Origin of the sequence: Humibacter albus DSM 18994 (genome assembly GCF_000421825.1) — a bacterium.
Lineage (GTDB): Bacteria > Actinomycetota > Actinomycetes > Actinomycetales > Microbacteriaceae > Humibacter > Humibacter albus.
In genome coordinates this window covers 313,666-340,083 of sequence record NZ_ATXT01000011.1, presented here as the reverse complement: position 1 = coordinate 340,083, position 26,418 = coordinate 313,666, and the positions used below count along the sequence as shown (strand labels likewise).

Genomic DNA, 26,418 nt, shown 5'->3' with positions numbered 1-26,418 from the left:
CTCAGCGGCCCAGCCCGTAGCCGATGCCGCGCACGGTCAGCACGCAGCCGCGGCCCAGCTTGCGGCGCAGGTGATGCACGTAGCTGTCCACGACGCCGGTGTCATCGGCGTCCGCGAACACCGTCTCCAGCAGCTCCTGGCGGGTGAAGACCTGCCCGGGGCGGCGGGCGAGCATCACCAGCAGCTCGGTCTCCCGCTCTGAGAGCACCACCACCTCCCCGGCATCCGTGACCGCCTCGTGACGTCCCGGGTGTAGCACCCCGCCGGGAATCTTCAGGCCCCCGGTCGGAGCGGCGCTCTTGCGCCGCAGCACCGCGAGCCGCGCCAGCAGCTCGTCGATGTCGAAGGGCTTGGCGAGATAGTCCTCAGCACCACGGGTGAGCCCCTCGACCCGGTCGGCGGGATTTCCGAGAGCCGACAGGATCAGCGCCGGCACCGTGTTGCCGCGGGCCCGCAACGCTTCCAGCACCTCCAGGCCCTCCCGAGCCGGGAGACCGCGGTCGAACAGCAGCACGTCGAAGGCCTCGGTCATCGCCAGATGCAGGGCCCGCTGCCCATCGAAGGCCACCGTCACCTGGTAGCCCTCGCCGGAGAGCAGCCGCTCCAGCATCCCGGCCAGCCGCCGGTCGTCCTCGGCCAACAGCACCCGGGGACGACCATCCGACATCCTCGCAGTATACGAACAGCACCCTCGCCGATATCGGCAAGGTCCGTGGACACGCACCGGGCTGCTCTGCTTCCCTAGAGGCCATGAGCGACAAGGACACCGGGCAGCACCCAGACGAGCCCCACCAGAGCGGCCTCGCCCGACGGCTGAACTGGCTGCGCGCCGGAGTCCTCGGCGCCAACGACGGCATCATCTCCGTGGCCGCCGTCCTGGTCGGCGTGGCCGGCACCGGCACCGGGACCGCCTCCATCCTCGCCTCCGGCATCGCCGCTCTCGTCGGCGGGGCACTGTCGATGGCTGTGGGCGAGTACGTTTCCGTCAGCAGCCAAAGCGACAGCGAGAAGGCGCTCATCGCCAAAGAACGCCAGGAGCTGGCCACCTTGCCCAGCGAAGAGCTCGACGAGCTCACCGCCCTCTACGAAGCCCAGGGCATCAGCCATGCCACCGCCCGGCAGGTCGCCGTCGAGCTGACCGCGAAAGACGCCCTGCGCGCCCACCTGTCCGCCGAGCTCGGCATCGACCTCGACGACATCGTCAGCCCCTGGCACGCAGCCGGCGCCTCCGCCCTCGCCTTCCTCATCGGCGGCCTGCTGCCCTTCATCGTCACCCTCGCCGTACCCGCCCCGTGGAAGATCCCGGTCACCTTCGCCGCGGTCCTTGCCGCCCTCGCGCTCACCGGCACCATCAGCGCCCGCGTCGGCGGCAGCTCCAAACGCCTCGGCACCCTTCGCGTCGTCCTCGGCGGTGCGATCGCCCTGGCCGCCACCTTCGCCATCGGCGCGCTCCTGGGCACCACCGGGGTGGCATAGCGCGCCGGCCTATCCAGGCGAGCTGACGGCCCTTGACTGCTCGTGACGGGAAAGGAGTGTGCAGCATCCGAGCATGATGAAGCGGTGTCGCAGCATTCGGCGCAATTCCGAGAGCTTGGGGGAGCGGGCCAGGCGCGGGCTTGTCGTCGCACTCGGCAGCTGTGCGGATGCGCCTGGATCGGCCACCAGGGTGGGGCGAAAGCGTGGCAACACTTTGGCAATGAACACTGACGACGAGATACGTCTGCGACGCACTCGAGGCATGTGGAGTCCTTGTAAGCACTGGGCTGAACGGGGTTGGGCGCGCAGTCCCAGGGGCTCCTATTCCCCTCTCGTAGTGGCCGTTCTACCCGGCACGTCCGCGTCGTCCTGGCGGCAGCAGCCCCTTGTGCCGGGCGCGTGCGACCCAGCCCTGGACGGTGGACAGGGGCACGTTGCTGAGACGGGCCATTGTCGCGGTCGGGTTCGGGTCGCCGTCGTCGATGAGGCGGGCGTGCTGGAGGGCGACGAGCTCGTAGAAGTCGGGGGTGCGCTTGGGGTCACCGAGCGGCTGCATAACCTCGGCGGAGCGCAGGGTGCGGCCGCTGGGGAGCCTCATCCGGCCTTCTTGGAAGTTGCTGGCGCCGGTGACGGCGAACTGGCGGCGGTTGATCGCGGCCTCGATCTTGGAGGTGGGTAGTTCGCGCAGGATAGGGCTCGCGACGGGGTCGCCGGCCCATTCGGGCAGGTAGACGATGCCACTGATGCGGACCTCGCCCATCGGGTGCTGGTCCAGAAGATATTGGCGCTGAAGGCGCAACAGGACACGAGTGCTCGTCTCGACGTGCTGGATGAGGTACCAACGTCCCTCCTCGACGCGGTTGTGACTCGTGGCGAGCTTGCGGTCCAGGCCCGGTTCGTTGTCGACCCAGAGGGTGTAACGCAGCGCGGCGTCGATCTCGGCGCTGTCGCGCTCGGGGTCGATGGGCGACAGGTCAGGCATCTGCCAGCCGGCCGGCAGGTCTGCACGGACCAACAGCGCGACGTCCTCGGGGTCAGCAGCCATGCCCTGAGTGTATCGACACTTGGAAGTTTTCTCGCGCACTAGCCAGTACGCCAGATGAGCCGTATAGTGGCGTATCTGCCTATACGTGAGGTGATGCCATGAGCGATGTAACGGCCGCCGCCGAGGACCGCCTGCTACGGACCGAAGACGTGGCGAAGTGGCTGTCGGTCTCGAAGTCGACGCTGGTGCGTTGGCGGCAATCCGGAGAGGGGCCGGCCGTGTACTGGCTCGCCGAGGGAGTTCCGCGCTATCGCGCCGCGGACGTCGAGGCGTGGCTGGCCGCGCGCTCGACCGCGCGGCCGCGTCTGCCGAGGAGAGGGGTTGCGCATGCCGGTGCGTCGCGGGGATAAGTGGGAGGGGCGGCTGAAGATCGGCGGGCAGGTCGTTCGGACCAAGCGATTCGATCTGCGGCGCTCCGCGGTGGCCTGGGAGCAGCGACAGCGGGCGACCTTCGCCGAGCACGGCTACGACCCGAGCACAGGGAAGGTCGCCGTGGAGGATCTGCTGCCGGAGTATCTGATGCAGCGCGAAGGCCGGGTGAGCAAGACAACCCTGGACACCGACCGCTACCTGATGCCGACCGAGGGCCAGCTCGCCGGCAGGAGCAAGCGGGAGCCGGTGCTGCCGCTGTGGTTCCGCAAACTGCACGTCGGCAAGGTCACCAGTGCCGCGATCGAGAAGTGGCAGGACGATCTCAGCAAGCGCGGCCTGGTCGCGAGCACGGTGATCCGTTACCGCGACTCGCTCTCTTCCTTCTTCTCCTGGTGCGTCTCGGAGGGGTACATCGCCTACAACCCGGTGACGGCGACCAAGCCGCCAAAGGACCGCCGCGCGCGGGAGGATATGCGTCCGCTGCCAGCGCCCGAGTTCGATGCGGTGGTCAAGGACATCACCGAGCTGAGCCCGGTGTTCGGCGATCTCGTCCTGGTGCTGGGCCGGACGGGGTTGCGCTGGGGCGAGGCACGGGCAACGCAGGTCCGCGACTTCGTCGAGATGCCCATCCCGATGCTGCACGTCATCCGCAACCAGCCCGAGGGGGCCGCGGTCAAGGCTCCGAAGTCAGGCAAGGGCCGTAACGTGCCGGTGCCGGACTACCTTGTGCCGGTCATCCGCCGCTTCGCCGCCGGCAAGGCGCCGACCGATCTGCTGTTCACCAGCCCGCGCGGCGCGCAGCTCCACCGCACCTCGTTCGTGCGGGCAACCAACTGGGAGGCCACCGGGCGTGGACGCACCCGACACGATCTGCGGCACACGGCCGCGTGCGAATGGCTGATCCAGGGCGTGCCGTTGACCACGGTGCAGCACTGGCTCGGCCACGGCTCCATCGCGATCACCGCCCGCTACCTGCACCACCTCGGCGACTTCGCCGACCGGGCCGCGCTCGACGTCCTCAACAACGCCGCGAAGAAGGCCCTGGACGAGCGTGCTGCACGGTTGGGTCGAATCGACCCCGCCACACCACTCGGGCGGACACTCGACCACGGACGTGGGCTGGGACTCGAATAGACCATCGAGACGGGCCGGTCCTGCAGTTCGGGGTGATTCCGGAGTGATTCCGAAGCACGCGACAACGAAGGCGTCTAGGTTAGGGAAAAGAAAAATCTCTGGACTGACCAGGGATTTTTCTTGTGGTGGGCGATGCCGGACTCGAACCGACGACCTCTTCCGTGTGAAGGAAGCGCGCTACCAACTGCGCCAATCGCCCGTCGCGGCCCGAAGTTCTTACTCGGCCGCGGCTACCGATACTAGCGGACGCATGCCGCCGAGCGCACATCGGGAGCGCGGCCCGGGCGTGGCCGATGGTTCGACACGCGCGAGAATCGTGACGGTCCACGTCGGTTTGAATATCCGCTGGATGATCGGCTACAGTTTCTAAGCACGCAGAAATGCGAAGCGAAATGCGGATGTGGCGCAGTTGGTAGCGCATCACCTTGCCAAGGTGAGGGTCGCGAGTTCGAGTCTCGTCATCCGCTCGAGTGTGAGTCGGCCACCGGCCGATGTAAGGATGTGGGAAGCCACACACGAACCCACACACGGTGGCGTGGCCGAGAGGCGAGGCAGCGGCCTGCAAAGCCGTATACACGGGTTCGAATCCCGTCGCCACCTCCACTCCCGACCGCGGTCGGACAAAGCAAGAGCCTGAACAGGCGCGATTGGCGCAGCGGTAGCGCGCTTCCCTGACACGGAAGAGGTCACTGGTTCGATCCCAGTATCGCGCACAACAGAGATTCAGCCCTTGATCAGGTGTTTAGCCGGTCAGGGGCTGATCTGATTTTGGCGGCATGCCATTAGCGTGGCGGCTTAGGCTTATCGGCCAAGAAGAGTGGATGCCGTCGGGCATGCCGACGTCGATCACGGCATCCGTCGGCTCCTACTCGAAGCTCGGCCCCGTGTTACACCGACGTCACGCGCGAGGAGCAAGGTCGTCGTCGACATAGCGCTGGATGGTCGGGCCGACGGCCGCGACCACCTCGCCGTCGCTCATGGACGCGATCGGCTCGACGTGCCAGACGTAGCGCATCAGGCCGAGCCCTAGCAGCTGCGAGGCGATGAATCCGGAGCGATGCCGTCGGTCTTGCTCACCCCGGCCGATCAGAGCAGGGCCCATCAGCGCGTCGGTGACCAGGTCGCGCAGTTTGGCGCGAGTACCCGGTTCGTGTGCAGCGATGAGCACGATGGCGCGAAGCACGGGGCCGGAGTCCCCGGCCTGCCAGTTTCCCAAGGTGAGTGCGACCAGCCGCTCACCGAGTTCCTCGTGAGGGGATGCCCAGGCGTCAGCGATGCGGTCGAGGAACGACTGCGGCAGGTTCGTGCTGGCATCGAGCAGCGCCTTCTTCGATCCGAAGTAGTGATACACGAGTGAGGGATCGACGTCGGCATCTCTCGCGACGCCACGGATGGTCGTGCCGGCCCAGCCGTGTTCCGAGAACGCGGTGCGCGCGACGGACAGGATGTGTGCCGCCAACACGCCGCGTTCGTCTCGCGGCCCGCGCTGCGACGAACCGGGCGACATGGCTTCCTCCTCTCCCGGGGGCGATCGGAGCGCTTGCACCGGGTCGAGTTTCATCATATGGTGAAATTAGTCTCACCGCAGCGTGAAACTTTTCACCGTGGAAAGAAGGGCATGAGGATGATCGCGTCCGGCATCGAGAAGGGGCAGCGCCGCCTCAACAACATCCAGACGAGTGGTCGCCAGTATCGGAATGTCACTGAGCCCTCCTTCACCACGATTCGCACGAACGATGTCGGGATCGTGACCAGGGACGGCACGCGGCTGCTCGGCGACGTCTACCGCCCTGACTCGGAATCGCGGTTCCCGGCCTTGATCTCGTTCTCCGCTTATCCCCGTCAGATCCAGGGAGTCGGTGCACCGCTGGGCTTCATCGAGGCCGGTGCAACGGACTTCTTCGTACCGCGCGGCTACGTGCAGGTGATCGTGAATGCGCGCGGCACGGGCGGCAGCGAGGGCACCTGGTCGATGCTCGACGAACAGGAATGGCGGGACGTCGCCGACGTCGTCGAGTGGGCTGCTGAGCAACCGTGGTGCGACGGCAACGTCGGGATGCTGGGCATCAGTTACTTCGCGTGCGCGCAGCTTGCCGCCGCTGTCGAACGCCCACCGCACTTGAAAGCGATATTCGCCCCCGTCGCCACAGAAGACCTCTATGACATCATCTGGCACCGGGGACTGCAGTCCTCCAGCTTCTTCTCGGCTTGGCTTTCGGCCGTGGGTGTCATGGCCGACAAGCACTGGGATGACAGGGCGCTCGACCTGGTCGGCAAGGCGTTGAACGCGCCCCCGATCCACCGACGCATGGCTCATTTCAACGGGGAGGCCATTGTCGCGGTACTCAAGAACGTCATCCGCAAAGCTCCGGCGGAGGAGCCGTTCGGGCGGCTCTGGCGAGAAGCTGTTGTGGAGCATCCGACACACGACGATTTCTGGGCGGTACGCAACATCGGCCGGCGACTCTCGGAAGTGGACATCCCGGTCTACCTCGGCTGCGATTGGGACAACGCTCCGATGCACCTTCCTTCGACATTCAGCATCTGGCGATCGCTGGCGCACAACCCGAACGTGCGCATGGCGATGGTGGGTGACGGTGAATACTCCTGGCCGTGGGAAGCGATGCACTACGAAGCGCTGGCGTGGTACGACCACCATCTCAAGGCCATCGACACCGGCATCATGGACGGCGAGCCGATCCGCTACTTCCTCCCGGGAGCAGATGAATGGCGGACCACGACGACGTGGCCGCCTTCCGAGTCGGACATCGCCGAGTTCGCTCTCCGCGCGGACGGCGAGCTGAGCCTCGACGAGGGCGTTTCAGGATCCCGGTCGTACCTCGCCTTGCTTCCCGGGGCGGGTCAGCCCGCCCACCTGGAGCCGAGTGGCCTGCCGGGGAGGCTGGAATGGCAGACGGATCCGCTCGCCGAAGCGATGGATTTCGCCGGTGACATCGAGTTGCGGCTCGAGGCGACGATCACCGCGCTCGACACCGCCTGGATCGCCGTCCTCTACGACGTGGACCACGACGGTGCGGCGAAGCCGTTGACCGGCGGGTGGCTCAGGGCGACGCTGCGTCACACGGATGAAACGCGCAGTCTTCCCGGTGCCCCGGCCGTCACCTGCCAGCGCCCGGCAGCCGTCCCGGTCGGAGCAACGGTGACCTACCGAATCCCCATCGTGCCGAACGCCCGCCGGATCGCCGCCGGTCACCGACTTCGGCTGGTGCTGGCAAGCGACGACCAGGCGAAAGACGCGCCGAAGCTGCTCGGATTCGAACACACCTCGATCCTCGAACCGAGCGTCAACACGGTGCATTCCAGTTCTCGGCTCCTGCTCCCGCTGCTCAGACACTGAGCGAGTCGGCGCGCCCATCATCGCCTGGCCGACGACATCGGAGGACAATGCTCGTCGGCGGCGCAGCTCAACCCTCCTGGCCCGGATCGGGCGGCCTTCGGCGGCTCGCCGGATACCGGTACGAACACGAGGGCGATGCGCGAAGGCGGAGCGTCGGATGGGCGACCGCGCTCGGACTAAAGTTGGGGGACATCCCTTTTCCCTAGCCTTCCCAGGAGTGGACCAGTGCCGGACGGTTTCGAGCTCTTCCCCGACCGCTCCGTTGTCGCCATGCGCGTCAACGGCGAGCTGAAGGACCTCGCGACCACGGTGACGACGGACGACGATGTCGTGCCGGTCGCGATCGATTCCCCGGACGGGCTGAACATTCTGCGCCACTCCACGGCGCACGTGCTCGCGCAGGCGGTGCAGTCGATCAACCCGGAGGCGAAGCTCGGCATCGGCCCGCCCGTCACCGACGGCTTCTACTACGACTTCGACGTGGTCGAGCCGTTCACACCCGACGATCTCAAGGCCTTGCAGAAGGCGATGGACCGCATCGTCAGACAGGGTCAGCGCTTCGTGCGCCGCGTCGTCACCGATGAGGAGGCGCGCACCGAGCTCGCCGACGAGCCGTACAAGCTCGAGCTGATCGGGCTCAAGGGTGGATCCGCATCCGCGGCCAACGACGGCCAGCACAGCCTCGGCCAGGACAACGAGAACGTCGAGGTCGGGGGCGGCGAGCTCACGATCTACGACAACGTCGACCCGAAGACGGGAGAGGTGCTCTGGAAGGACCTCTGCCGTGGGCCGCACCTGCCCAGCACACGTCTGATCGGCAACGGCTTCGCGCTGACCCGAGTGGCCGCTGCCTATTGGCGCGGCAGCGAGAAGAACCCGCAACTACAGCGCATCTACGGCACCGCATGGCCCACGAAGGACGAGCTGCGGGCGTACCAGGAGCGCATGGCCGAAGCGGCGCGTCGCGACCACCGCAAACTCGGCGCAGAGCTGGACTTGTTCTCGTTCCCCGACGAGATCGGATCCGGGCTCGCCGTCTTCCACCCCAAGGGCGGCATCGTCCGCTTCGAGATCGAGGACTATCTCCGCCGCCAGCTGCTGAAGAACGGCTACGAGCTGGTCAACACCCCGCACATCACCAAGGCGCACCTGTACGAGATCAGCAAGCACCTCGAGTGGTACGCCGACGGCATGTTCCCTCCCATGCACGTGGACGAGGAGACGGATGCCGACGGCAACGTGGTCAAGCAGGGCCAGGACTACTACCTCAAGCCCATGAACTGCCCGATGCACAACCTGATCTTCAGGGCGCGGGGACGCAGCTACCGGGAGCTGCCGCTGCGCCTGGCGGAGTTCGGCACGGTGTATCGGTACGAGAAGAGCGGAACGCTCTCGGGGCTCACCCGGGTGCGCGGGCTGACCCAGGATGACGCCCACGCGTATGTGACTCCGGAGCAGGTGAAGGCGGAGATCGCCACCCAGCTCGAACTCGTGCTCGAGACTCTTCGTGGCTATGGGCTCAACGACTTCTACCTGGAACTGTCCACGAAGGATCCGGACAAGTACGTCGGCGACGACGACGTCTGGGACGACGCCACTGAGACCCTGCGCGAGGTCGCGCTCGAGTCGGGTCTCGAACTGGTCGATGATCCGGGCGGTGCCGCGTTCTACGGACCGAAGATCTCGGTACAGGCGCGGGACGCCATCGGACGCACGTGGCAGCTCTCGACGGTGCAGCTCGACTTCTTCGAGCCGGAGCTGTTCGAGCTCGAGTACACGGCTGCCGACGGCAGCCGGAAGCGGCCGGTGATGATCCACCGCGCGCTTCTCGGGTCCATCGAGCGGTTCTTCGCGATCCTCCTGGAGCACTACGCCGGTGCCTTCCCCGTGTGGCTCGCACCCGTGCAGGTCATCGGCGTCCCGGTGGCGGACGACTTCGCACCGTACCTCGAGGAGGTCGCGCGCCGGCTCCGCGAGCACGACGTGCGCGTCGAAGTCGACCGCTCCGACGACCGGATGCAGAAGAAGATCCGCAACGCGACGAAACAGAAGGTGCCGTTCCAGCTGATCGCGGGGGAGCAGGACCGCGCAGGCGGCACTGTCAGCTTCCGTTTTCGCGACGGCTCGCAGCTCAACGGTGTACCCATCGACCAGGCGATCGAACGCATCCTTCGTTCCATCAAGGACCATGAGCAGGTCGTCACCGCATGGTCCGCTTGAGCCTCGGCTCCTATGAGCCGGACGACCGGGAGGACGCCGGCCCGGTGGAGGTCGACGATCCGTCGCTGATCGCCGGTGTCCCCGACGAGTTCCAGCGTCTGTGGACGCCGCACCGCATGGTCTACATCGCCCAGGGCCAGCAGAGGCCGCATGGCGATGACTGCCCGTTCTGCGTCGCCCCGTCACTGAGCGACGAGGAGTCGCTCATCGTCCACAGGGGGAGGCACGCGTATGCGTTGCTCAACCTGTTCCCGTACAACAGCGGCCATCTGCTGGTGTGCCCGTACCGCCACGTCTCGCTCTACGACGAGGCGACGGGCGAGGAGACGGACGAGATCGCGACGATCACGCAGACGGCGATGCGGGTCATCCGCTCCGTGTCACGGAACGACGGGTTCAACATCGGCATGAACCAGGGAGAGATCGCCGGGGCCGGCATCGCCTCCCACCTGCACCAGCATCTCGTGCCCCGATGGCAGTCCGACGCGAACTTCCTGCCGATCATCGCCAAGACCAAAGCCCTTCCCCAGCTGCTCGGCGAAGTCCGCAAGGACATCGCCGACGCCTGGCCGCGCTGAGCGTTCCCGCCATTCGCAGGCGGCGCGGCATTTCCGATCAGCGGACGCGACGTACCTCGAACTGCAGCTCGGGATGCGCGTAGGCCTCCTGCGCCTCGATCAGCAGCAGCTCGCGCGATCCGCGCTCCTCGGTGAGGCCCAGCAGGTCGAAGACACTCGAGGTCGTGCGAGCGAGGGCATCTGCAGCATCGCCCGAGGCACGATAGTGCGCCGTGAACAGGGCAGCGGTGACGTCTCCCGAGCCGCTGACGGTCAGCGGAATGCGCGGGGTCTGCACGATCCAAGCGCCCTTGTCATCGACGGCGAGCATCTCGATGGTGTCGTCGGGTCCGTCGGGGCGCAGCACGCTCGTGACGAGCACAGCGGACGGACCGGCCGCCCGCACCAGGTCCACGGAGGCGAGGGTCGATTCGAGCGTGTCGGGCTGGGTGCCGGTGAGGAATCCGAGCTCGAATTGGTTCGGTGTGATCAGGTCAGCGAACGGCATCACACGGTCGCGCAGGAGCACGGGGATCGACGGTGCGACGACGCAGCCGGTGTCCGCATTGCCCATCACGGGGTCGCAGGCGTAGATGGCCGACGGGTTCGCGGCCTTCACGCGAGCGACGGCATCCAGGATCACCTCGCCGATGCCTTCGCCGCCCTGATAGCCGGATAGCACGACGTCGATCTCGGGGAAGATCCCGCGCTCCTCGACGCCCGTGATGACGTCCGCCACGTCGTCGGGCCTGATCAGCGGCCCGCGCCAGGCGCCGTAGCCGGTGTGATTGGAGAAGTTCACCGTGTAGACGGGGAGCACTTCCACCCCGATGCGTTGCAGCGGGAAGACGGCGGCGGAATTGCCGACGTGGCCGTACGCGACTGCGGACTGGATGGAGAGGATCTTCACCGCTCGATCATGTCATGGCCGGGTGTGCCACCCGCGGCTCGGTCCAACCGCGAGTGACGAAGACCGCACCCGGATCGGAGCCACGGGCATCCGTTCGAAAGCGTCTGCGCCGCCGCCCCCTACAATTGGGAGGCGGTGCAGCACGAGCACCCAGGTTTTCTCTCGAGCAGGAGCACTATGTCCGGGCATTCCAAGTGGGCGACGACCAAGCACAAGAAGGCGGTCATCGACCAGCGCCGTGCCAAGTCGTTCGCCAAGCTGATCAAGAACATCGAGGTGGCGGCGAAGATCGGCGGTGCCGACCTCTCCGGCAACCCGACGCTCGTCGATGCCGTGCAGAAGGCCAAGAAGACCTCGGTGCCGAACGACAACATCGACCGCGCCATCAAGCGCGGTGCCGGTCTCACCGGCGAGAGCATCGATTACACGACGATCATGTACGAGGGCTACGGTCCGAACGGTGTGGCGCTGCTGATCGAATGCCTCACGGACAACAAGAACCGCGCTGCAGCCGACGTGCGCACGGCGATGACCCGCAACGGCGGCACGATGGCCGACCCGGGATCGGTGTCGTACAACTTCCACCGCAAGGGCGTCATCGTGGTTCCGGCCGAGGGCACCACCGAGGACGACGTGCTCATGGCCGTTCTCGATGCCGGGGCCGAAGAGGTCACGCCGCAGGGAGAGTCACTCGAGGTGCTCACGGACCCGAGCGACATGGTCGCTGCACGCACGGCGCTCCAGGAGGCCGGCATCGACTACGACTCCGCCGACGTGGAGTTCGTCGCACAGGTCAAGATCGAGGCGGACGCCGAGACCGCCCGCAAGGTGTTCCGCCTCATCGATGCGCTCGAGGACTCCGACGACGTGCAGAACGTCTACACCAGCATCGACCTGACCCCCGAGGTGCAGGCCGAACTGGCCGACGACGAGTAGGCGATCGTCGTGCGGGTGCTCGGGATCGATCCCGGCCTGACCCGCTGCGGCGTCGGCGTCGTCGAGGTCGGCGCGGGACGGCGGGCGTCTCTGGTGGCGGTGACGGTCATCCGCACGTCGCCGAGCACGCCGCTGGAGAAGCGTCTCCTCACCATCGGTGACGGCATCACCGCGCTCCTCGACGAGCATCATCCGGATGCCGTCGCACTCGAGCGCGTGTTCGCCCAGCACAACGTGAGCACCGTGATGGGCATCGCGCAGATCAGCGGAGTCGCCCTGCACGCCGCCGCGAAGCGCGGGCTCCCCGTCGGGCTGCACACGCCGACCGAGGTGAAGGCTGCGATCACCGGCTACGGCTCGGCTGACAAGCGCCAGGTGCAGAACATGGTGGCGCGCGTTCTCGGCCTGGCGGACATCCCACGTCCCGCCGACGCCGCCGACGCGCTCGCGATCGCGATCTGCCATGCGTGGCGCACACCCGCGACGCCTGCCGACGGCGACGCATCCACGCTCACGCCGGCGCAGCAGGCATGGCACGCCGCGGAGAAGGCGGCGAGAGGGTCAGGAGCGGCCCGTCAGGCGCCAGGCGGCGCTGGCAGACGCAATCGGCTCGGGCGTTGAGAGCGAGCCCTCACGGTCTCACCCCTCGAACGCCCATAGGCTGAGACGGTGATCTCCTCCCTCCGCGGAACCGTGCTCCAGGCTGCCGACGGCCTCGCCGTCATCGACGTCGGGGGAGTGGGGTACTCCGTGCAGGTCACGCCGGATCACGCGCGCTCGCTCCGCGTGGGCGCGGAGACGACCATCCACACCTCGTTGGTCGTGCGGCAGGAGTCGATGGCGCTCTTCGGCTTCCCTGCGCGGGAACACCTCGGCGTGTTCGAGGCGCTCATCGGGGTTTCGGGAGTCGGCCCCAAGTCCGCGCTCGGCGTGCTCGCAGAGCTCGAACCCGACGAGATCGCGCTGGCAGTGGCATCCGACGACGACGCGGCGTTCCGTCGCGTGAGCGGCATCGGTCCGAAGACCGCCAAGCTCATCGTCGTCTCGCTCACCGGCAAGCTCTTCGCCCCCGCGAAGCCCGTGCAGAACGTGACCCAGATTCCGCGCTCGGATGTCTCGGACAGCGTCGTCGTCGCGCTGGTCGGTCTCGGCTGGGCCGAGAAGACCGCAACGGAGGTGGTCCGCGAGATCGTCGACGAGTATGAGGAGCCCGAACGCGACACCGTGCAGGCACTGCTTCGTCTCGCCCTCTCGCGGCTCGGACCGACGGCGAGGCAGCAGGCATGAGCGACGACCTCACCGCGCCCGAGGCTCAGTCGGACGAACTCGCCTTCGAAGGCGCGCTACGGCCGAAATCGCTCACCGAGTTCGTCGGGCAGTCGAAGGTCCGCGGACAACTGCAACTCCTGCTCACCGCGGCACGCATGCAGGAGCGCACGCCCGACCACATCCTGCTCGCCGGTCCGCCCGGCCTCGGTAAGACGACCCTGGCCATGATCGTCGCGCACGAGAGCGGGCGCACGCTGCGCATGTCGAGTGGTCCCGCCATCCAGCACGCTGGAGACCTGGCGGCGCTGCTGTCGTCGCTCGTGCCCGGCGAGGTGCTGTTCATCGATGAGATCCACCGCATGGCGCGCTCCGCCGAGGAGATGCTCTACCTCGCGATGGAGGACTTCCGCATCGACATCATGGTCGGCAAAGGAGCGGGCGCCACGTCCATTCCGTTGGACCTGCCGCCGTTCACTCTCGTCGGGGCCACGACGCGGTCCGGCCTTCTGCCCAATCCGCTGCGCGATCGATTCGGATTCACCGCCCACCTGGAGTTCTACGAGGATGCCGAGCTCGAGCAGGTGCTCAGCCGGGCGGCGGTGCTGCTCGACTTCGAGATCGACCGGGATGCCATCGCCGAGATCGCCGGTCGGTGCCGCGGCACGCCGCGCATCGCGAACCGTCTCCTGCGCCGGGTGCGCGACTATGCCCTCGTGCAGGGCGGGCGGGCCGATCGCGACGCCGTGCGCGCCGCCCTCGAGCTCTACGATGTGGACGAGTTGGGCCTCGACCGCATCGACCGCGCGGTCATGAGCGCCATCCTCACCCGGTTCGACGGCGGCCCCGTCGGGCTGAGCACGCTCGCCGTGTCGGTCGGTGAGGAGGCGGACACGATCGAGTCGGTCGTCGAGCCTTTTCTTGTGCGCATCGGCCTGATCACGCGCACCCCTCGCGGGCGCGTCGCGACGCCCATGGCATGGGATCACTTGGGAATCCCCAGGAAGCGTGCTGCGGGCACGCAGCAAGCGTTGTTCCCCGATGACCTATAATTATTGATCAGCCTGCAGCCCCCATCCGTTCACGGTGGTCGACGCTGCGCCCCCTCATCTTCGGAAGGTTTTCCCCTTTGGATCAGAACGTCCTGACCATAGTCATGGTCGTCGTCTTGGCGGCCCTCATTTTCTTCATGTTCCGCAGCAGCCGTCGACGGCAGAAGCAGCAGCAAGACCTGCAGAAACAGGTCGTGCCCGGCGCCAGCGTCATGACGAACTTCGGCGTCTTCGGCACCATCGTGTCGATCGACGAGGAGTCCAACAAGGTGAAGCTGGAGACGGGCCCCGGCCAGATCCTCACCGTGCATCGACAGACCATCGGCCGCGTGGAGACGACGCCCGATGCCGTCGAGGAGAGCACCCCGGAGGTCGAGGTGACGAGCGACGACGCCGCCACCTCCGACGAGAAGCCGCAGTTCGGTGAGCGTATCGAGAAGAGCGCCGACGCCTCCGCGGCGGCCGCGCAGCCGAACAAGACCGACGAGTAAGACCCTCATTCGTGCGGCCGCCGGCGACGGCGGCCGCGCGTGCACAGAAAGCTGAGCTCCTCCGTGGCAAAGTCGTCTCCGGTGAAGAACGCCTCTCGGTCCCTCACCTGGCTCGGGGTGATCATCGTCGCGTGCGCCATGATCCTCGGCGGGGGAGTTCTGTTCGCCAACGCATCTTGGATGCCCAAGCTCGGACTCGATCTCGAGGGCGGAACGCAGATCATCCTCACGCCTCAGCTCCAGGGCAACGAGAAGATCAGCAGCGACGAGCTGAACCAGGCCGTCTCGATCATCCGCGAGCGCGTTGACGCGTCCGGTGTCTCCGAGGCGCAGGTCAGCACCCAGGGCAGCGACAACATCGTCGTCTCCATTCCGGGCACGCCCGACCAGTCCACGCTGAACCGCATCAAGTCCTCATCGAAGATGGAGCTGCGGCCGGTACTGCTCACCGGCGAGCCGACGAATACATTCGTCGGCAGCAACGGCAAGAAGACCGCCTATCCGTCTCCTGCTCCCACGCTCCAGTCCACGCCGACCGCCAAGCCGACCAACGGCAGCGACACCTCGTGGATCACACCGAAGCTCCAGGCGGAGTACGACGCTTTCAATTGCGCGTCGCTGAAGAAGGACAACACGAACATCGCGCCGGCGGACAAGCCGCTGATCACGTGCAGCAATGACCTGTCGACGAAGTATCTTCTGGGGCCGGTCGAGGTCGAAGGCTCCGAGATCTCGAACGCGACAGCCGGAATCGCCACGGACTCGAGCGGGAACACGACGGGCCAGTGGGTCGTGAACCTGACGTTCAACAACCAGGGCGCCAAGGACTTCGGCAAGGTCAGCACCCGCCTCTACGGCTATTATTCGGCCGACTCCAGCGACGTGCGTTCACGATTCGCGTTCGTACTCGACGGCAAGGTGCTGGAAGCTCCCGCCATGCAGGGTGCCATTACGAACGGTGAAGCGCAGATCAGCGGAAGCTTCGATCAGGAATCCGCGACGACACTCGCCGATCAGTTGAAGTTCGGTGCGTTGCCGGTGAGCTTCAAGGTGCAGAGCTCCGACACCATCTCCGCGACGCTCGGCTCCACGCAGTTGATGAGCGGTCTCGTGGCCGGTGTCATCGGCCTGCTTCTGGTCGTGATCTACACGTTGTTCCAGTACCGGCTGCTCGGTCTGGTCACGATCACCTCCCTGGTCGTGGCGGCCCTCATGACGTATCTGGTGATCGCCATCCTCTCGTGGCGCATCGACTACCGGCTCTCGCTCGCCGGCGTCGCCGGCCTCATCGTGGCCATCGGGTTCACGGCAGACTCGTTCATCGTGTATTTCGAGCGAATACGCGATGAGTTGCGCGACGGCCGAAGTCTCGAAGGAGCGGTGGAAGCGGGCTGGAAGCGCGCCAAGCGCACGATCTACGCCTCCAAGTCCACGAACCTGCTCGCGGCGATCGTGCTCTACGTGCTCGCTGTGGGCAACGTGCAGGGCTTCGCCTTCACGCTCGGTGTCACCACCGTGCTCGACGTGCTGATCGTGATCCTGTTCACGCACCCGACGCTCCAGCTGCTGGCCAGAACACGATTCTTCGCCAGCGGCAACAAGTGGTCGGGCCTGGACCCGGATGCTCTGGGTGCGGTCTACCGCGGAGCTGCGCAGTTCCGCACTGCGGCCACCGTCACCGGCGCGAAGCGCGCGTCGAGCAGCCGCGAGGCCGCCAAACGGCAGACCATCGCCGAACGCAAGAAGGCCGAGCTCGTCTCCAGCGGCGCCGGCAGCAGGTCCGAAAAGGACGAGAAGGAGTCCTGATGGCCGCCACACGCTTTCAGAAGTTCGGAAACGACCTCTACACGGGCGCGCGCTCGGTCGACTTCATCGGCCAGCGCAAGATCTGGTACGTCATCGCGGCGGTCTTGATCGTCGCGTCGATCATCATCCCCCTCGTGCAGGGCGGGTTCAACTTCGGCATCGACTTCCGCGGGGGTTCGCAGTTCACGATCTCCGACGTGAAGACCACGGACCAGGCACTCGCGGAAAGCGCCGTGCAAGACGTGAAGCCCGACGCGGTCGTCAGCGTGAGCGTCACGAGCGGGACCGGCGGCAAGGGCATCCGCGTGCAGACGGATCAGCTGACGACGCAGCAGACGAAGGCCGTGGCCGCCAACCTCGGCAAGGCCTACGGCGTGCCGCAGAAGAACGTCGCATCGACCTACATCGGTCCGAGCTGGGGAGCGGACGTCTCGCGTCAGGCCATTCAGGGCCTGGTCGTCTTCCTCGCGCTCGCCTTCATCGCGATGGCCCTGTACTTCCGAACGTGGAAGATGTCGGCGGCCGCCATCCTCGCTCTGTTCCATGACCTGATCATCACCGCGGGCATCTATGCTCTCGCCGGCTTCGAGATCACGCCGGCCACGATGATCGGCTTCCTGACCATCCTCGGCTACTCGCTGTACGACACCGTTGTGGTGTTCGACAAGATCCGCGAGAACACTCACGAGGACGAAGACGTGATGAAGCATACGTTCGACGAGTCCGTCAACCTGGCCGTGAACCAGACCCTCGTGCGATCGATCAATACGGCGGTCGTCGCCGCCCTCCCGGTCGGTGCGATCCTGTTCATCGGCGCATTCGCTCTGGGCGCCGACACGCTGCGCGACATCTCGCTCGCCCTGTTCATCGGGATCCTGGTCGGCACGTACTCCACCATCTTCATCGCGGCTCCGCTGTACGCCGACTTCCGTCGCGGCGAGAAGGCGATCGTCAAGCATGACAGGAAGGTGCGCGCGACCCGGTCGAAGGCTCCGGCCGTCGAAGCGGTCGCCGCGAAGTGACGCCCGCGAACGCCGTTCCCTCATCGGGCGTCTCCATCCCGGCGGCCGAGGCCGTGTCGCTGGTCGAATCCGGCGACGTCTGGCTGCTCGACGTGCGCGAGGACTTCGAGTGGAACGAGGTGCACGCGCCCAGCGCGCACCACATTCCGGTCGGCGACCTGGGCCTTCGCCAGCACGAGCTTCCCGACAACGGGATGATCGCCGTCATCTGCCACGTCGGGGGCCGGTCCAGAATGGTCACCGATGCGCTCGTCGCCGCCGACTACCGCGCGGTCGACGTGAGCGGCGGCATGGTGGCATGGCAGGCATCCGGGGGAGAGGTCCTGGTCGGCGGCGAAGCAGAGGACCGGTCGTGACGGCGATCCACCGATGCACCCGGACTGGGTCTTCTTGCGGCCTGAGCACCGTCGTGCGTGCCTCCTGGGTCGAGTCGCGATAATGATTCACGGGAGGGGATGCTGATGGTGGACACGACAACGCAGCAGACGGCATCCCTGCGCCGCCTCGTTCCGCGGTTGTTCTCCCGTGCCCAGCAGCCGGCCGGCGCGGTCGAGACGCTCTTGAAGACGGTGCGCATGCACCATCCGAAGGCGGACCTCGCTCTCCTCGAACGCGCCTACAAGACCGCGGAGCGCGCTCACGCCGGCCAGACCCGGCAGAGCGGCGAGCCGTACATCACGCATCCCGTCGCCGTCGCGCAGATTCTGGCCGACCTCGGAATCGGCTCCAAAGCGGTAGCAGCGGCGCTCCTGCACGACACCGTCGAAGACACCGACTACGCGCTCGATCAGCTGCGCGCCGACTTCGGCGACGAGATCGGCATGCTCGTCGACGGCGTGACGAAGCTCGACAAGGTCAAGTACGGCGAGAGTGCTCAGGCCGAGACCGTGCGCAAGATGATCGTCGCGATGTCGAAAGACATCCGTGTGCTGATCATCAAGCTCGCCGACAGGTTGCACAACGCCCGCACCTGGGGGTTCGTGCCCGCCGCGACGGCGACGCGAAAGGCCACCGAGACCCTCGAGATCTACGCACCGCTGGCGCATCGGCTGGGCATTCAGACGATCAAGTGGGAACTGGAGGACCTCTCGTTCGCGGTGCTCTACCCCAAGCTGTACGTCGAGATCGAGAATCTCGTCAAGCAGCGGTCGCCGGAACGCGAGCGCGTCGTGCAGCACGTGACGGATGCCATCAACGACGACCTGAAGTCCGCGAAGATCCGCGGCAAGGTCGTCGGACGCCCGAAGCAGTTCTACTCGATCTACCAGAAGATGGTCGTGCGCGGGCGCGAGTTCGACGAGATCTACGACCTCGTCGGCATCCGTGTCATCGTGAACTCGGTGCGCGACTGCTACGCCGTTCTCGGACAGATCCACGCGCGCTGGACGCCGATGCCTGGCCGGTTCAAGGACTACATCGCGACGCCGAAGTTCAACCTCTATCAGTCCCTGCACACCACGGTGGTGGGTCCGGAGGGCCGGGCGGTCGAGATCCAGATCCGCACGGAGGAGATGCACCAGCGTGCCGAGTTCGGTGTCGCGGCGCACTGGAAGTACAAAGAGCGCGTCGCCGGCAAGTCGGACGACAGCAAGGTCGACGCCGACATGGCGTGGCTCGCCCACATCTCGGACTGGCAGGCCGAGACGGCGGATCCGACGGAGTTCCTGGACTCGCTCCGCTTCGAGATCGGCGCGAAGGAGGTCTACGTCTTCACGCCCAAGGGCCGCGTCATCGGCCTCCCGCAGGGTGCGACGCCCGTCGACTTCGCATACGCGGTGCACACCGAGGTGGGCCACCGCACCATGGGAGCGAAGGTGAACGGGCGGCTCGTCCCGCTGGAGTCGCCTCTGGCCACCGGCGACGTCGTCGAAGTGTTCACCTCGAAGAACCCCGACTCCGGGCCCAGCCAGGACTGGCTGAACTTCGTCAAGAGCCCGAGAGCGCGTAACAAGATCCGACAGTGGTTCACGAAGGAACGCCGCGACGAGGCGATCGAACAGGGCAAGGATGCGATCGCGCGCGCCATGCGCAAGCAGAACCTTCCTCTGCAGAGGCTCATGTCGCAGGACTCGCTCGGCGAAGTCGCCTCGCAGATGAAGTACGACGACGTGTCGGCGCTGTACGCGGCGATCGGCGAGGGGCATGTCAGCACGCAGTCCGTGTTGGAGAAGGTGGTCGCCTCCCTCCAGTCGGAGACCGAGAGCGACGTGTCCGATCTGCCGCTGCCGACCCGTACGCGCGGTCGCCGGCTCCGCACCAGCGACTCCGGCGTTCTCGTGCGCGGGGCTCCGGACATCCTCGTGAAGCTCGCGAAGTGCTGCACACCCGTTCCCGGCGATCCGATCGTCGGATTCATCACACGCGGATCCGGCGTGAGCGTTCACCAGGCGGACTGCCACAACGTGCAAGATTTGATGCGCGAGCCGGAGCGCATGATCGACGTGGAGTGGGCGCCGTCGGCCAAGAGCGTCTTCCTGGTCCAGATCCAGGTCGAGGCGCTGGACCGGGCGGGACTGCTCTCCGATGTCACACGCGTGCTCACCGAGCACCACGTGAATATCCTCTCCGCGTCGGTGTCCACCTCGAACGACCGTCTCGCCCTGAGCCGCTTCGTCTTCGAGATGGGCGACACAACCCATCTCGATCGCGTTCTGAACGCTGTGCGCCGCATCGACGCGGTCTATGACGTCTACCGCGTCAGCGCAGGCTGACCTCCTTCTGCCACTCGACGATGCGGGCCATGGCCTGCACCTTTCCCGGAACGCTCCGTGCATCGGCAACGCGTTGCGCACAGGCGTCGGCGATCTCGGGAAAACGTCGTAGCAGCGGCACCGCATCGGCCCTACGGTCGCGGCCATCGAGGAACGCCAGATCGTAGAGGATGCGTCCGGGCACCGTGACCGGAAGGCCGCCGATCGGCTCGACGTCACCGATCTCGTGCCCCACCTCGCGCACGAGGATGCGTGGCGACGGCGGGAACTTCACGCGATTCGCTCGAGCGACGCACATCGTGTGCACACGAGGCGGACGATCGATGACGCCGCGTACCCACAAGGCGCTGTCCAACTCGGCGATGAGCCGAGTGCCGGCGATCCCGCGCAGCACGGAGGCTCGCATCCGCGATGACTCGACCTCGTCGACCGGCACGAAGGCCTCGTCCAGCCCGTACAGTTCGCCGTCCAGGCGGGCCGAGCTCAACTCCGCGACCGCCAGCACGCCCGGGGTGAGGACGGATGCCATGACGCCTGCCATGCATCCATCGTGGCGCCCTCGGAACAGAGGCGATGCGCACGTCGGCACATCCGTGGAGAAGACGCGACGCGGATCCGCGGTGGACGGACTGCCGTGATCTCCGGATCCGGGTCAGTGAATGGCCGACAACCAGGCCTTACGTGCGTCGAGCGCTTCCTGCGCCGCTTGGATGGCCTTGGCGTCGCCCGTCGACTTGGCGGCGTCGAGCTCCTCCTGGAGCTTCGCGATCGCGTCGTTCAGCTGCGCCGCGAGGCCCTCCGATCGGGCCTTCTTCTCCGGATTGCTGCGCTCCCAGTGCTCGTCCTCGAGCTTGCGGACCGCGCCTTCGACCTTGCGGAGCCGCTCCTCGACATGCTTGAGCTGATCCCGCGGCACTCTACCGATGGCATCCCACCGGGTCTCGATGCTCAGCAGCGCCGCGCGCGCCGCGGTGCGGTCCGTCGCCTTCAGCAGCGGTTCCGCCTCGTCGAGCAGGGCGAGCTTGAGCTGAAGGTTTGCCTGGTATTCCTCGTCCTCTGCCGCATCCACCTCGGCTTTGGCCGCGTAGAGCACGTCCCCGGCCGCCTTGAAGCGGGCCCAGAGCGCGTCGTCATCGCGCTTGCCCGCACGGCCGGCGCGCTTCCAGTCGTCGAGAAGGGCGCGGTACTGCGACACGCCGTCGGCCCCGAGCGGAGCAAGCGCCTCAGCCCGCTCGATCAGCTCCGTCTTGCGAGCGCGCACGTCGCGATGTTGCGAGTCCAGTTCGGCGAAGAATGCCTTGCGGTTGCGCTCGAGGGTCGTCCGGGCCGCACGGAAGCGCTTCCACAGTTCGTTCGCGTCGCCCTTCGGAAGCCGCGGTCCGTCGTGCTGGTGGGTCTGCCACGCCGCAAAGAGCTCGTCCAGCCGGGCGCTCGCCTGCTTCCACTGCGTCTTCGCCGGGTCTTCGGCTGCCAACGCCTCGGCCTGCTCGACGATGGCGGTTCGTTCCGCAATCGCCTGCGCCAGTGCGGCCTTGGCCTCGGCGGACTGCTGCTCGCTGAGCTCTTCCACGGTGCCGCCGAGCGCACTCAGGCGGGTGTCGAGCGCTGCCAGGTCACCGACGGCATTGGCGTTCGCGACCGACGCGCGCAGCGAGGCGACGGCCTTCGCCACATCAGAGGCGGGCGCACCGCGCCGCGCCCGTTGCTCGAGCAGTGTCACTTGACCGGCGAGATCCACATATTTGCGCTCGAAGTACGCGAGTGCCTCCTCGGCGGAGGCGTCCGGGTACTCGCCGACGGCACGTTCGCCGTCGCTCGTCCGCACGTAGACGACTCCCGCGTCGTCGACCCGACCCCACGGATGCTGATCAGAAGTAGACACTGGCTCAGAAGTAGACACTTGCCTCACCTGTTCGGTGACGGCTCCGCTCGGCCGTCGCTTGAATACACAGCCTATTGCACCGTTCCAGGTGGTCCATACGGCGACCCGTAAGCCCCCAGGCAGGCCTCATTTCAGGGTGAACGACTTGATCGTGGGGGTCACCGCCGGCGTTCCGTCGGTGCTTCCACCCTTGACACCTTTCGACGTCACCTGCTTCTCGAGGTCGCCGAGCCCGCTGGTGACCTTGCCGACCACGGTGTACCCGCCGGCATCGTCGTTCGGAATCGTCGTGTCCCCGTAGACGATGAAGAACTGGCTTCCGTTGCTGTACGCGTTGTTGCTCTGGCGTGCCATGGCGATCGTGCCGGCGGGGTACTTCTGGTTCGACGGGGCGTTCTCGATCGGGCCGAAGCTGTAGCCGGGCCCACCCGTGCCGTCGCCCTTCGGGTCGCCGCACTGCAGAAGCTTGAACGAGTCGGCGGTGGTGAGCCGGTGGCAGACCGTTCCGTCGAAGAAGTCCTTCTTGGTCAGAGAGATCATCGAGGAGACCGCCTGCGGCGCAGCGGCACCGTCGAGCGAGACGCCCAGCTTGATCCCGTTGATGTCGAGCGTTCCCGTCCAGGTCCGGCCCTCGGCGATCGACTTGGACGGCACGTCACCGGTGTTCGCACCGGTCGCGGCAGGCGTGGACGTGGCGTCGGGCGTCGATGTGGAGGTCGATGTCGCGGCGGGGCTCGCGACCGTCTTGCCGGGCCCGGCCTCGAAGTATGCGAGCTGCAGCACGACCGCCAGCGCGGCCACGACCACCACGACGGCACCGCCGATGATGTTGTCGCGCACCCGACGTTTCGCGGCATGTTCGTGCACGGCCTGGCGCGCTTGATAGGCACGCAGACGCTCGCGGGCCTGCCGCGCCTCGCGGTCGTTCAGCTTCTTCGCGGACACAGGGATCCTCCACCGGGGCGCCACGCGGCACCAGAATCAGGGGTCTTCGGGGGTCGCAACGGACCCGGGGTCGAAGCCGGCCGACCCCAAGGCTGAACTTTACGCATCCTGCTGATGACGACCAAACGGCCACACCAGCACTGCACGACTCCGCGGATGTCCGACGCAGCTTCTATTCTGGAGCGCATGTCGAGCACGCAGCAGGGATTGCGCACCGGTGCAACCCCTCTTGCTGTGCGAATGCGCCCGCGCACACTCGAAGAGATCGCCGGGCAGCGTCACCTTCTCACTCCCGGCTCCCCATTGGTCTCGCTCGCGAGTGACACGACGGGACAGCGCGGCTCGGTCTCGGTGATCCTGTGGGGGCCTCCGGGAACGGGGAAGACCACGATCGCGCAGGTGATCGCGCACTCGTCAGGGCGGCGCTTCGTCGAGCTCTCCGCGGTGACCGCGGGCGTGCGTGATGTGCGGACCGTGATGGACGAGGCGCAGACCAACCGCGACCTGTACGGCATCTCGACGGTGCTCTTCCTCGATGAGATCCATCGCTTCACCAAGGCGCAGCAAGACGCGTTGCTGCCCGGCGTGGAGAACGGGTGGGTGATCCTGGTCGCCGCGACCACGGAGAACCCGTCGTTCTCCGTGATCTCTCCGCTGTTGTCCCGATCTCTCCTCCTCACGCTCGAGCCGCTTTCCGACGATGACCTCGGCGTGCTCATCGACCGGGCGGTCATCGATGAACGGGGCCTGAAGAATGCCGTGACACTCGATCCCGAGGCGCGCGCCGCTCTCGTCCGCCTCGCTTCGGGTGACGCCCGGCGCGCGCTCACCGCGCTCGAGGCGGCCGCCAACTCCGCCGAGGACAACGCTCGAGCCGATGCCGAAGCCGAAGCAGAGGCCGAGCCCGGCGACAGCGCGGAACACGACGTCGGCGCCGAAGAGGCCCTGACCAAGCCCCTCGTCACGGCAGAGCTCGTAGCCATCGCCGTCGACCGAGCGTTGTTGCGCTACGACCGTAACGGCGATGAGCACTACGACGTCATCAGCGCGTTCATCAAGTCCGTGCGCGGTTCCGACGTCGACGCCGCCCTGCACTATCTTGCGCGCATGATCGAGGCGGGGGAGGACCCGCGGTTCATTGCACGGCGCATCATCGTGCTCGCCTCGGAGGACATCGGCATGGCCGATCCGTCCGCCCTCGGCGTCGCCGTGGCCGCCGCGGACGCCGTGCAGTACATCGGCATGCCGGAGGGGCGCATCCCGCTCGCCCAGGCGGTCGTCCACCTGGCTACCGCGCCGAAGTCGAACGCGGCCTACATGGCGCTGGATGCCGCCATCGCCGACGTGCGCGCCGGCAAGACCGGGCGCGTGCCCAAGCATCTGCGCGACGCGCACTATCCGGGAGCGAAGCGCCTGGGACACGGCAAGGGCTATGTCTATCCGCACGACGATGATCTCGGAGTGGTGCGTCAGCAATATCTACCCGACGCGCTGAAGGACTCCGTCTATTACTCACCGACCGAGCACGGGAACGAACGCGACATCGCGGCGCGGCTGGCCAAGCTGCGGCGGATCACGCGTGGCCTTTGACCCTCTCGCGCCTCTGGTATCATTGACGGGCCGAGATCAGGATTCCGTGCGGCTGCGGGCATCCTGTCGACAGGGAAGCGCTCAGTAGCCGAGCATCCCCGGCCAATCCCTCCCATTGCGAAAGCGACCATGGCGGAGCCGTGCCTCAGGGCACGTCCGTGCGAGTCCATCCGGACGCGCGTCGCCGGATCAGCCAATGGCTGCCCGTCGGAGAACACCGGCCCACCGGCCACCTGTTCACCGGCAGGGGGCAGCACAAGTGAGAAGAACCTACGAAAGGACCAACGTGTCTTCACGTTCCCGCAGCAAGACCCGCCTCTCGCGGTCGCTGGGCGTCGCCCTGACCCCGAAGGCCGCGCGCATCCTCGAGAAGCGCCCCTACGCTCCCGGCGAGCACGGCCGCACCAAACGCAAGGCCGACAGCGACTACGCCGTTCGTCTTCGTGAGAAGCAGCGTCTGCGCGCTCAGTACGGCATCCGTGAGAAGCAGCTCCGCATCGCGTTCAACGAGGCTCGTCGCACCCAGGGCCTGACCGGTGAGAACCTCGTCGAGCAGCTCGAGATGCGCCTCGACGCGCTGGTGCTCCGTGCCGGCTTCGCCCGTACGACCGCCCAGGCCCGCCAGTTCGTCGTGCACCGTCACATCCTCGTCGACGGCAAGATCGTGGACCGCCCGTCGTTCCGTGTGAAGCCGGGTCAGCTCATCCACGTCAAGGCCCGTTCCGAGGGCTCCGAGCCGTTCCAGGTCGCGGCCGCCGGCGGTCACGCCGATGTGTTGGCGAAGACCCCGGCGTATCTCGAGGTCGAGCTCGACAAGCTGCAGGCGCGTCTCGTGCGTCGCCCGAAGCGCGCCGAGGTCCCCGTCACGTGTGACGTGCAGCTCGTGGTGGAGTATTACGCCGCGCGGTAGCAGCCCGATACGCTGGAGGGCGGGTCGTCATCGACGGCCCGCCCTCCGACGTATTCCCCGAACGGAATGGATGGTGCACCGTGTCAGGTGGAGACATCGCAGGTCTGATCGCCGCCGGCGTCTTCGCCGTGCTCGTCGGCCTGCTCGCTGTGCCCCTGGTCAAGCTCGGGAAGGTCTTCGATCAGACGACCGACTCCATCAAGGAGGTCAGCGACGGCATCACGCCGATCCTCGATGAGACCACCGAGACGCTTCGCGAGACCAACAAGCAGCTCGCGCGCGTGGATGCCATCAGCCGGAACGTGCAGGACGTCACGGGCAACGTCTCGGCTCTCGTCGCGCTGTTCGCAGCGACGATCGGCGGACCGCTCATCAAGCTCGCCGGGTTCAGCGCCGCCGTGCGGGCCGCGTTCCGTTTTGGACGCCGGCACTAAACTGAGTCGGTTCGACCGACCGTCTTTCCCTCCGAACCACCCACACCCACGACCACTAGGAGATCCCCATGAAGAGCTTCCTCTGGTTCGTCGTCGGCATCGGCGCCGGCTTCGCGATCGCTCACCAGGTGAACAAGACCGAGCAGGGCAAGCAGTTCTTCTCCGAGCTCGATCGCAAGGCGCACGACTTCGGCGCTGCGGTGAGCGAGGGCTACCACAAGCGCGAGGCCGAGCTGCGTTCTGCCATCGATGACGCCGCCGAGACCCTCTCCGACCTCTCCTGAGCTCCACGTCGCGTACC

The 26,418-nt window shown here is 66.7% G+C and carries 26 protein-coding genes and 4 tRNA genes; 22 read left to right on the top strand and 8 right to left on the bottom strand.

Annotated features, from left to right (window positions below; all coding sequences use genetic code 11):
* Position 1 precedes the first annotated feature (1 nt).
* Positions 2–667 (bottom strand): response regulator transcription factor, encoded by a 666-nt coding sequence (locus H623_RS0102985; RefSeq protein WP_211217961.1) that lies wholly within the window; start codon positions 665–667, stop codon positions 2–4.
* An 83-nt stretch (positions 668–750) separates the two neighbouring features.
* Between H623_RS0102985 and H623_RS0102980 the strand changes: the two genes are divergently transcribed.
* Positions 751–1,476 (top strand): VIT1/CCC1 transporter family protein, encoded by a 726-nt coding sequence (locus H623_RS0102980; RefSeq protein WP_022899461.1) that lies wholly within the window; start codon positions 751–753, stop codon positions 1,474–1,476.
* 346 nt (positions 1,477–1,822) lie between these two features.
* Here the strand turns inward: H623_RS0102980 and H623_RS0102975 are convergent, their stop codons facing one another.
* A complete protein-coding gene (locus H623_RS0102975; protein WP_022899460.1) occupies positions 1,823–2,521 on the bottom strand; it encodes a hypothetical protein in 699 nt (232 codons plus the stop codon).
* Between the two features lie 98 nt (positions 2,522–2,619).
* Between H623_RS0102975 and H623_RS17440 the strand changes: the two genes are divergently transcribed.
* Complete coding sequence (locus tag H623_RS17440; RefSeq protein ID WP_022899459.1) at positions 2,620–2,871, top strand: helix-turn-helix transcriptional regulator; 252 nt, start codon at positions 2,620–2,622, stop codon at positions 2,869–2,871.
* Entirely contained in the window at positions 2,849–4,027 is a 1,179-nt protein-coding gene (locus H623_RS17435; protein ID WP_022899458.1) for a tyrosine-type recombinase/integrase, read from the top strand. Before H623_RS17440 ends, H623_RS17435 begins: the two co-directional genes overlap by 23 nt.
* Positions 4,028–4,150: 123 nt before the next feature.
* Here H623_RS17435 and H623_RS0102960 read toward each other — a convergent pair.
* Positions 4,151–4,226 (bottom strand) — tRNA-Val (locus H623_RS0102960).
* A gap of 195 nt (positions 4,227–4,421) precedes the next feature.
* On the opposite strand from H623_RS0102960, the gene H623_RS0102955 reads away from it, so the two are divergent.
* The 3 genes from H623_RS0102955 to H623_RS0102945 all read left to right on the top strand — a co-directional run bounded on the left by H623_RS0102955 (position 4,422) and on the right by H623_RS0102945 (position 4,740).
* A tRNA-Gly gene (locus H623_RS0102955) sits at positions 4,422–4,494 on the top strand.
* A gap of 62 nt (positions 4,495–4,556) precedes the next feature.
* Positions 4,557–4,630: transfer RNA gene (locus H623_RS0102950), tRNA-Cys, on the top strand.
* A 38-nt stretch (positions 4,631–4,668) separates the two neighbouring features.
* A tRNA-Val gene (locus H623_RS0102945) sits at positions 4,669–4,740 on the top strand.
* A 185-nt stretch (positions 4,741–4,925) separates the two neighbouring features.
* On the opposite strand, the gene H623_RS0102940 is transcribed toward H623_RS0102945, so the two are convergent.
* Positions 4,926–5,534 carry a TetR/AcrR family transcriptional regulator gene (locus H623_RS0102940; RefSeq protein WP_022899457.1) on the bottom strand — a complete coding sequence of 203 codons (609 nt, stop codon included), beginning with the start codon at positions 5,532–5,534 and terminating at the stop codon, positions 4,926–4,928.
* Between the two features lie 117 nt (positions 5,535–5,651).
* Here H623_RS0102940 and H623_RS0102935 point away from each other — a divergent pair, with 117 nt between their 5' ends.
* From H623_RS0102935 to H623_RS0102925, 3 genes are all read left to right on the top strand, one after another.
* A complete protein-coding gene (locus tag H623_RS0102935) occupies positions 5,652–7,385 on the top strand; it encodes a CocE/NonD family hydrolase (RefSeq protein ID WP_022899456.1) in 1,734 nt (577 codons plus the stop codon).
* 225 nt (positions 7,386–7,610) lie between these two features.
* On the top strand, positions 7,611–9,605 hold the full coding sequence (gene thrS, locus H623_RS0102930) for a threonine--tRNA ligase (protein ID WP_022899455.1): 1,995 nt from the start codon (positions 7,611–7,613) through the stop codon (positions 9,603–9,605).
* On the top strand, positions 9,593–10,183 hold the full coding sequence (locus tag H623_RS0102925) for an HIT family protein (RefSeq protein ID WP_022899454.1): 591 nt from the start codon (positions 9,593–9,595) through the stop codon (positions 10,181–10,183). Before thrS ends, H623_RS0102925 begins: the two co-directional genes overlap by 13 nt.
* Positions 10,184–10,220: 37 nt before the next feature.
* On the opposite strand, the gene pdxY is transcribed toward H623_RS0102925, so the two are convergent.
* Positions 10,221–11,072: a pyridoxal kinase PdxY gene (pdxY, locus tag H623_RS0102920; RefSeq protein ID WP_022899453.1), complete on the bottom strand. Its 852-nt coding sequence runs from the start codon at positions 11,070–11,072 to the stop codon at positions 10,221–10,223.
* Positions 11,073–11,249: 177 nt separating this feature from the next.
* Between pdxY and H623_RS0102915 the strand changes: the two genes are divergently transcribed.
* The 9 genes from H623_RS0102915 (at position 11,250) to H623_RS0102875 (ending at position 20,356) form a co-directional block, all read left to right on the top strand.
* Complete coding sequence (locus H623_RS0102915; protein WP_022899452.1) at positions 11,250–12,008, top strand: YebC/PmpR family DNA-binding transcriptional regulator; 759 nt, start codon at positions 11,250–11,252, stop codon at positions 12,006–12,008.
* Positions 12,009–12,011: 3 nt separating this feature from the next.
* Positions 12,012–12,629 (top strand): crossover junction endodeoxyribonuclease RuvC, encoded by a 618-nt coding sequence (gene ruvC, locus H623_RS0102910; RefSeq protein WP_051143048.1) that lies wholly within the window; start codon positions 12,012–12,014, stop codon positions 12,627–12,629.
* A 48-nt stretch (positions 12,630–12,677) separates the two neighbouring features.
* Positions 12,678–13,295 carry a Holliday junction branch migration protein RuvA gene (gene ruvA, locus H623_RS0102905; protein ID WP_022899450.1) on the top strand — a complete coding sequence of 206 codons (618 nt, stop codon included), beginning with the start codon at positions 12,678–12,680 and terminating at the stop codon, positions 13,293–13,295.
* Positions 13,292–14,326 carry a Holliday junction branch migration DNA helicase RuvB gene (ruvB, locus tag H623_RS0102900; protein ID WP_022899449.1) on the top strand — a complete coding sequence of 345 codons (1,035 nt, stop codon included), beginning with the start codon at positions 13,292–13,294 and terminating at the stop codon, positions 14,324–14,326. Before ruvA ends, ruvB begins: the two co-directional genes overlap by 4 nt.
* A gap of 77 nt (positions 14,327–14,403) precedes the next feature.
* On the top strand, positions 14,404–14,817 hold the full coding sequence (gene yajC, locus H623_RS17430; protein WP_022899448.1) for a preprotein translocase subunit YajC: 414 nt from the start codon (positions 14,404–14,406) through the stop codon (positions 14,815–14,817).
* 63 nt (positions 14,818–14,880) lie between these two features.
* Complete coding sequence (secD, locus tag H623_RS0102890) at positions 14,881–16,623, top strand: protein translocase subunit SecD (RefSeq protein ID WP_026939843.1); 1,743 nt, start codon at positions 14,881–14,883, stop codon at positions 16,621–16,623.
* On the top strand, positions 16,623–17,645 hold the full coding sequence (secF, locus tag H623_RS0102885; RefSeq protein ID WP_022899445.1) for a protein translocase subunit SecF: 1,023 nt from the start codon (positions 16,623–16,625) through the stop codon (positions 17,643–17,645). The genes secD and secF overlap by 1 nt, the downstream gene beginning before the upstream one ends.
* Positions 17,642–18,001, top strand: coding sequence for a rhodanese-like domain-containing protein (locus tag H623_RS0102880; protein WP_022899444.1), 360 nt, complete (start codon positions 17,642–17,644; stop codon positions 17,999–18,001). Before secF ends, H623_RS0102880 begins: the two co-directional genes overlap by 4 nt.
* A gap of 105 nt (positions 18,002–18,106) precedes the next feature.
* Positions 18,107–20,356, top strand: a complete 2,250-nt coding sequence (locus H623_RS0102875; RefSeq protein WP_026939840.1) for a RelA/SpoT family protein — start codon at positions 18,107–18,109, stop codon at positions 20,354–20,356.
* Here H623_RS0102875 and H623_RS17425 read toward each other — a convergent pair.
* The 3 genes from H623_RS17425 to H623_RS0102860 form a co-directional block, all read right to left on the bottom strand.
* The gene (locus H623_RS17425) at positions 20,343–20,897 is read right to left on the bottom strand and encodes a hypothetical protein (protein WP_022899442.1); all 555 of its coding nucleotides are present in this window, start codon (positions 20,895–20,897) and stop codon (positions 20,343–20,345) included. The genes H623_RS0102875 and H623_RS17425 overlap by 14 nt on opposite strands.
* A gap of 111 nt (positions 20,898–21,008) precedes the next feature.
* A complete protein-coding gene (locus tag H623_RS0102865) occupies positions 21,009–22,238 on the bottom strand; it encodes a DUF349 domain-containing protein (RefSeq protein ID WP_022899441.1) in 1,230 nt (409 codons plus the stop codon).
* 126 nt (positions 22,239–22,364) lie between these two features.
* A complete protein-coding gene (locus tag H623_RS0102860) occupies positions 22,365–23,183 on the bottom strand; it encodes a peptidylprolyl isomerase (protein ID WP_022899440.1) in 819 nt (272 codons plus the stop codon).
* Between the two features lie 186 nt (positions 23,184–23,369).
* Here H623_RS0102860 and H623_RS0102855 point away from each other — a divergent pair, with 186 nt between their 5' ends.
* The 4 genes from H623_RS0102855 to H623_RS0102840 all read left to right on the top strand — a co-directional run bounded on the left by H623_RS0102855 (position 23,370) and on the right by H623_RS0102840 (position 26,401).
* The gene (locus H623_RS0102855; RefSeq protein WP_022899439.1) at positions 23,370–24,773 is read left to right on the top strand and encodes a replication-associated recombination protein A; all 1,404 of its coding nucleotides are present in this window, start codon (positions 23,370–23,372) and stop codon (positions 24,771–24,773) included.
* Between the two features lie 286 nt (positions 24,774–25,059).
* Positions 25,060–25,683 carry a 30S ribosomal protein S4 gene (gene rpsD, locus H623_RS0102850; RefSeq protein WP_022899438.1) on the top strand — a complete coding sequence of 208 codons (624 nt, stop codon included), beginning with the start codon at positions 25,060–25,062 and terminating at the stop codon, positions 25,681–25,683.
* 80 nt (positions 25,684–25,763) lie between these two features.
* Entirely contained in the window at positions 25,764–26,117 is a 354-nt protein-coding gene (locus H623_RS0102845) for a DUF948 domain-containing protein (RefSeq protein WP_022899437.1), read from the top strand.
* A gap of 68 nt (positions 26,118–26,185) precedes the next feature.
* Positions 26,186–26,401 carry a hypothetical protein gene (locus H623_RS0102840; RefSeq protein ID WP_022899436.1) on the top strand — a complete coding sequence of 72 codons (216 nt, stop codon included), beginning with the start codon at positions 26,186–26,188 and terminating at the stop codon, positions 26,399–26,401.
* The last annotated feature ends 17 nt before the right edge of the window (positions 26,402–26,418 follow it).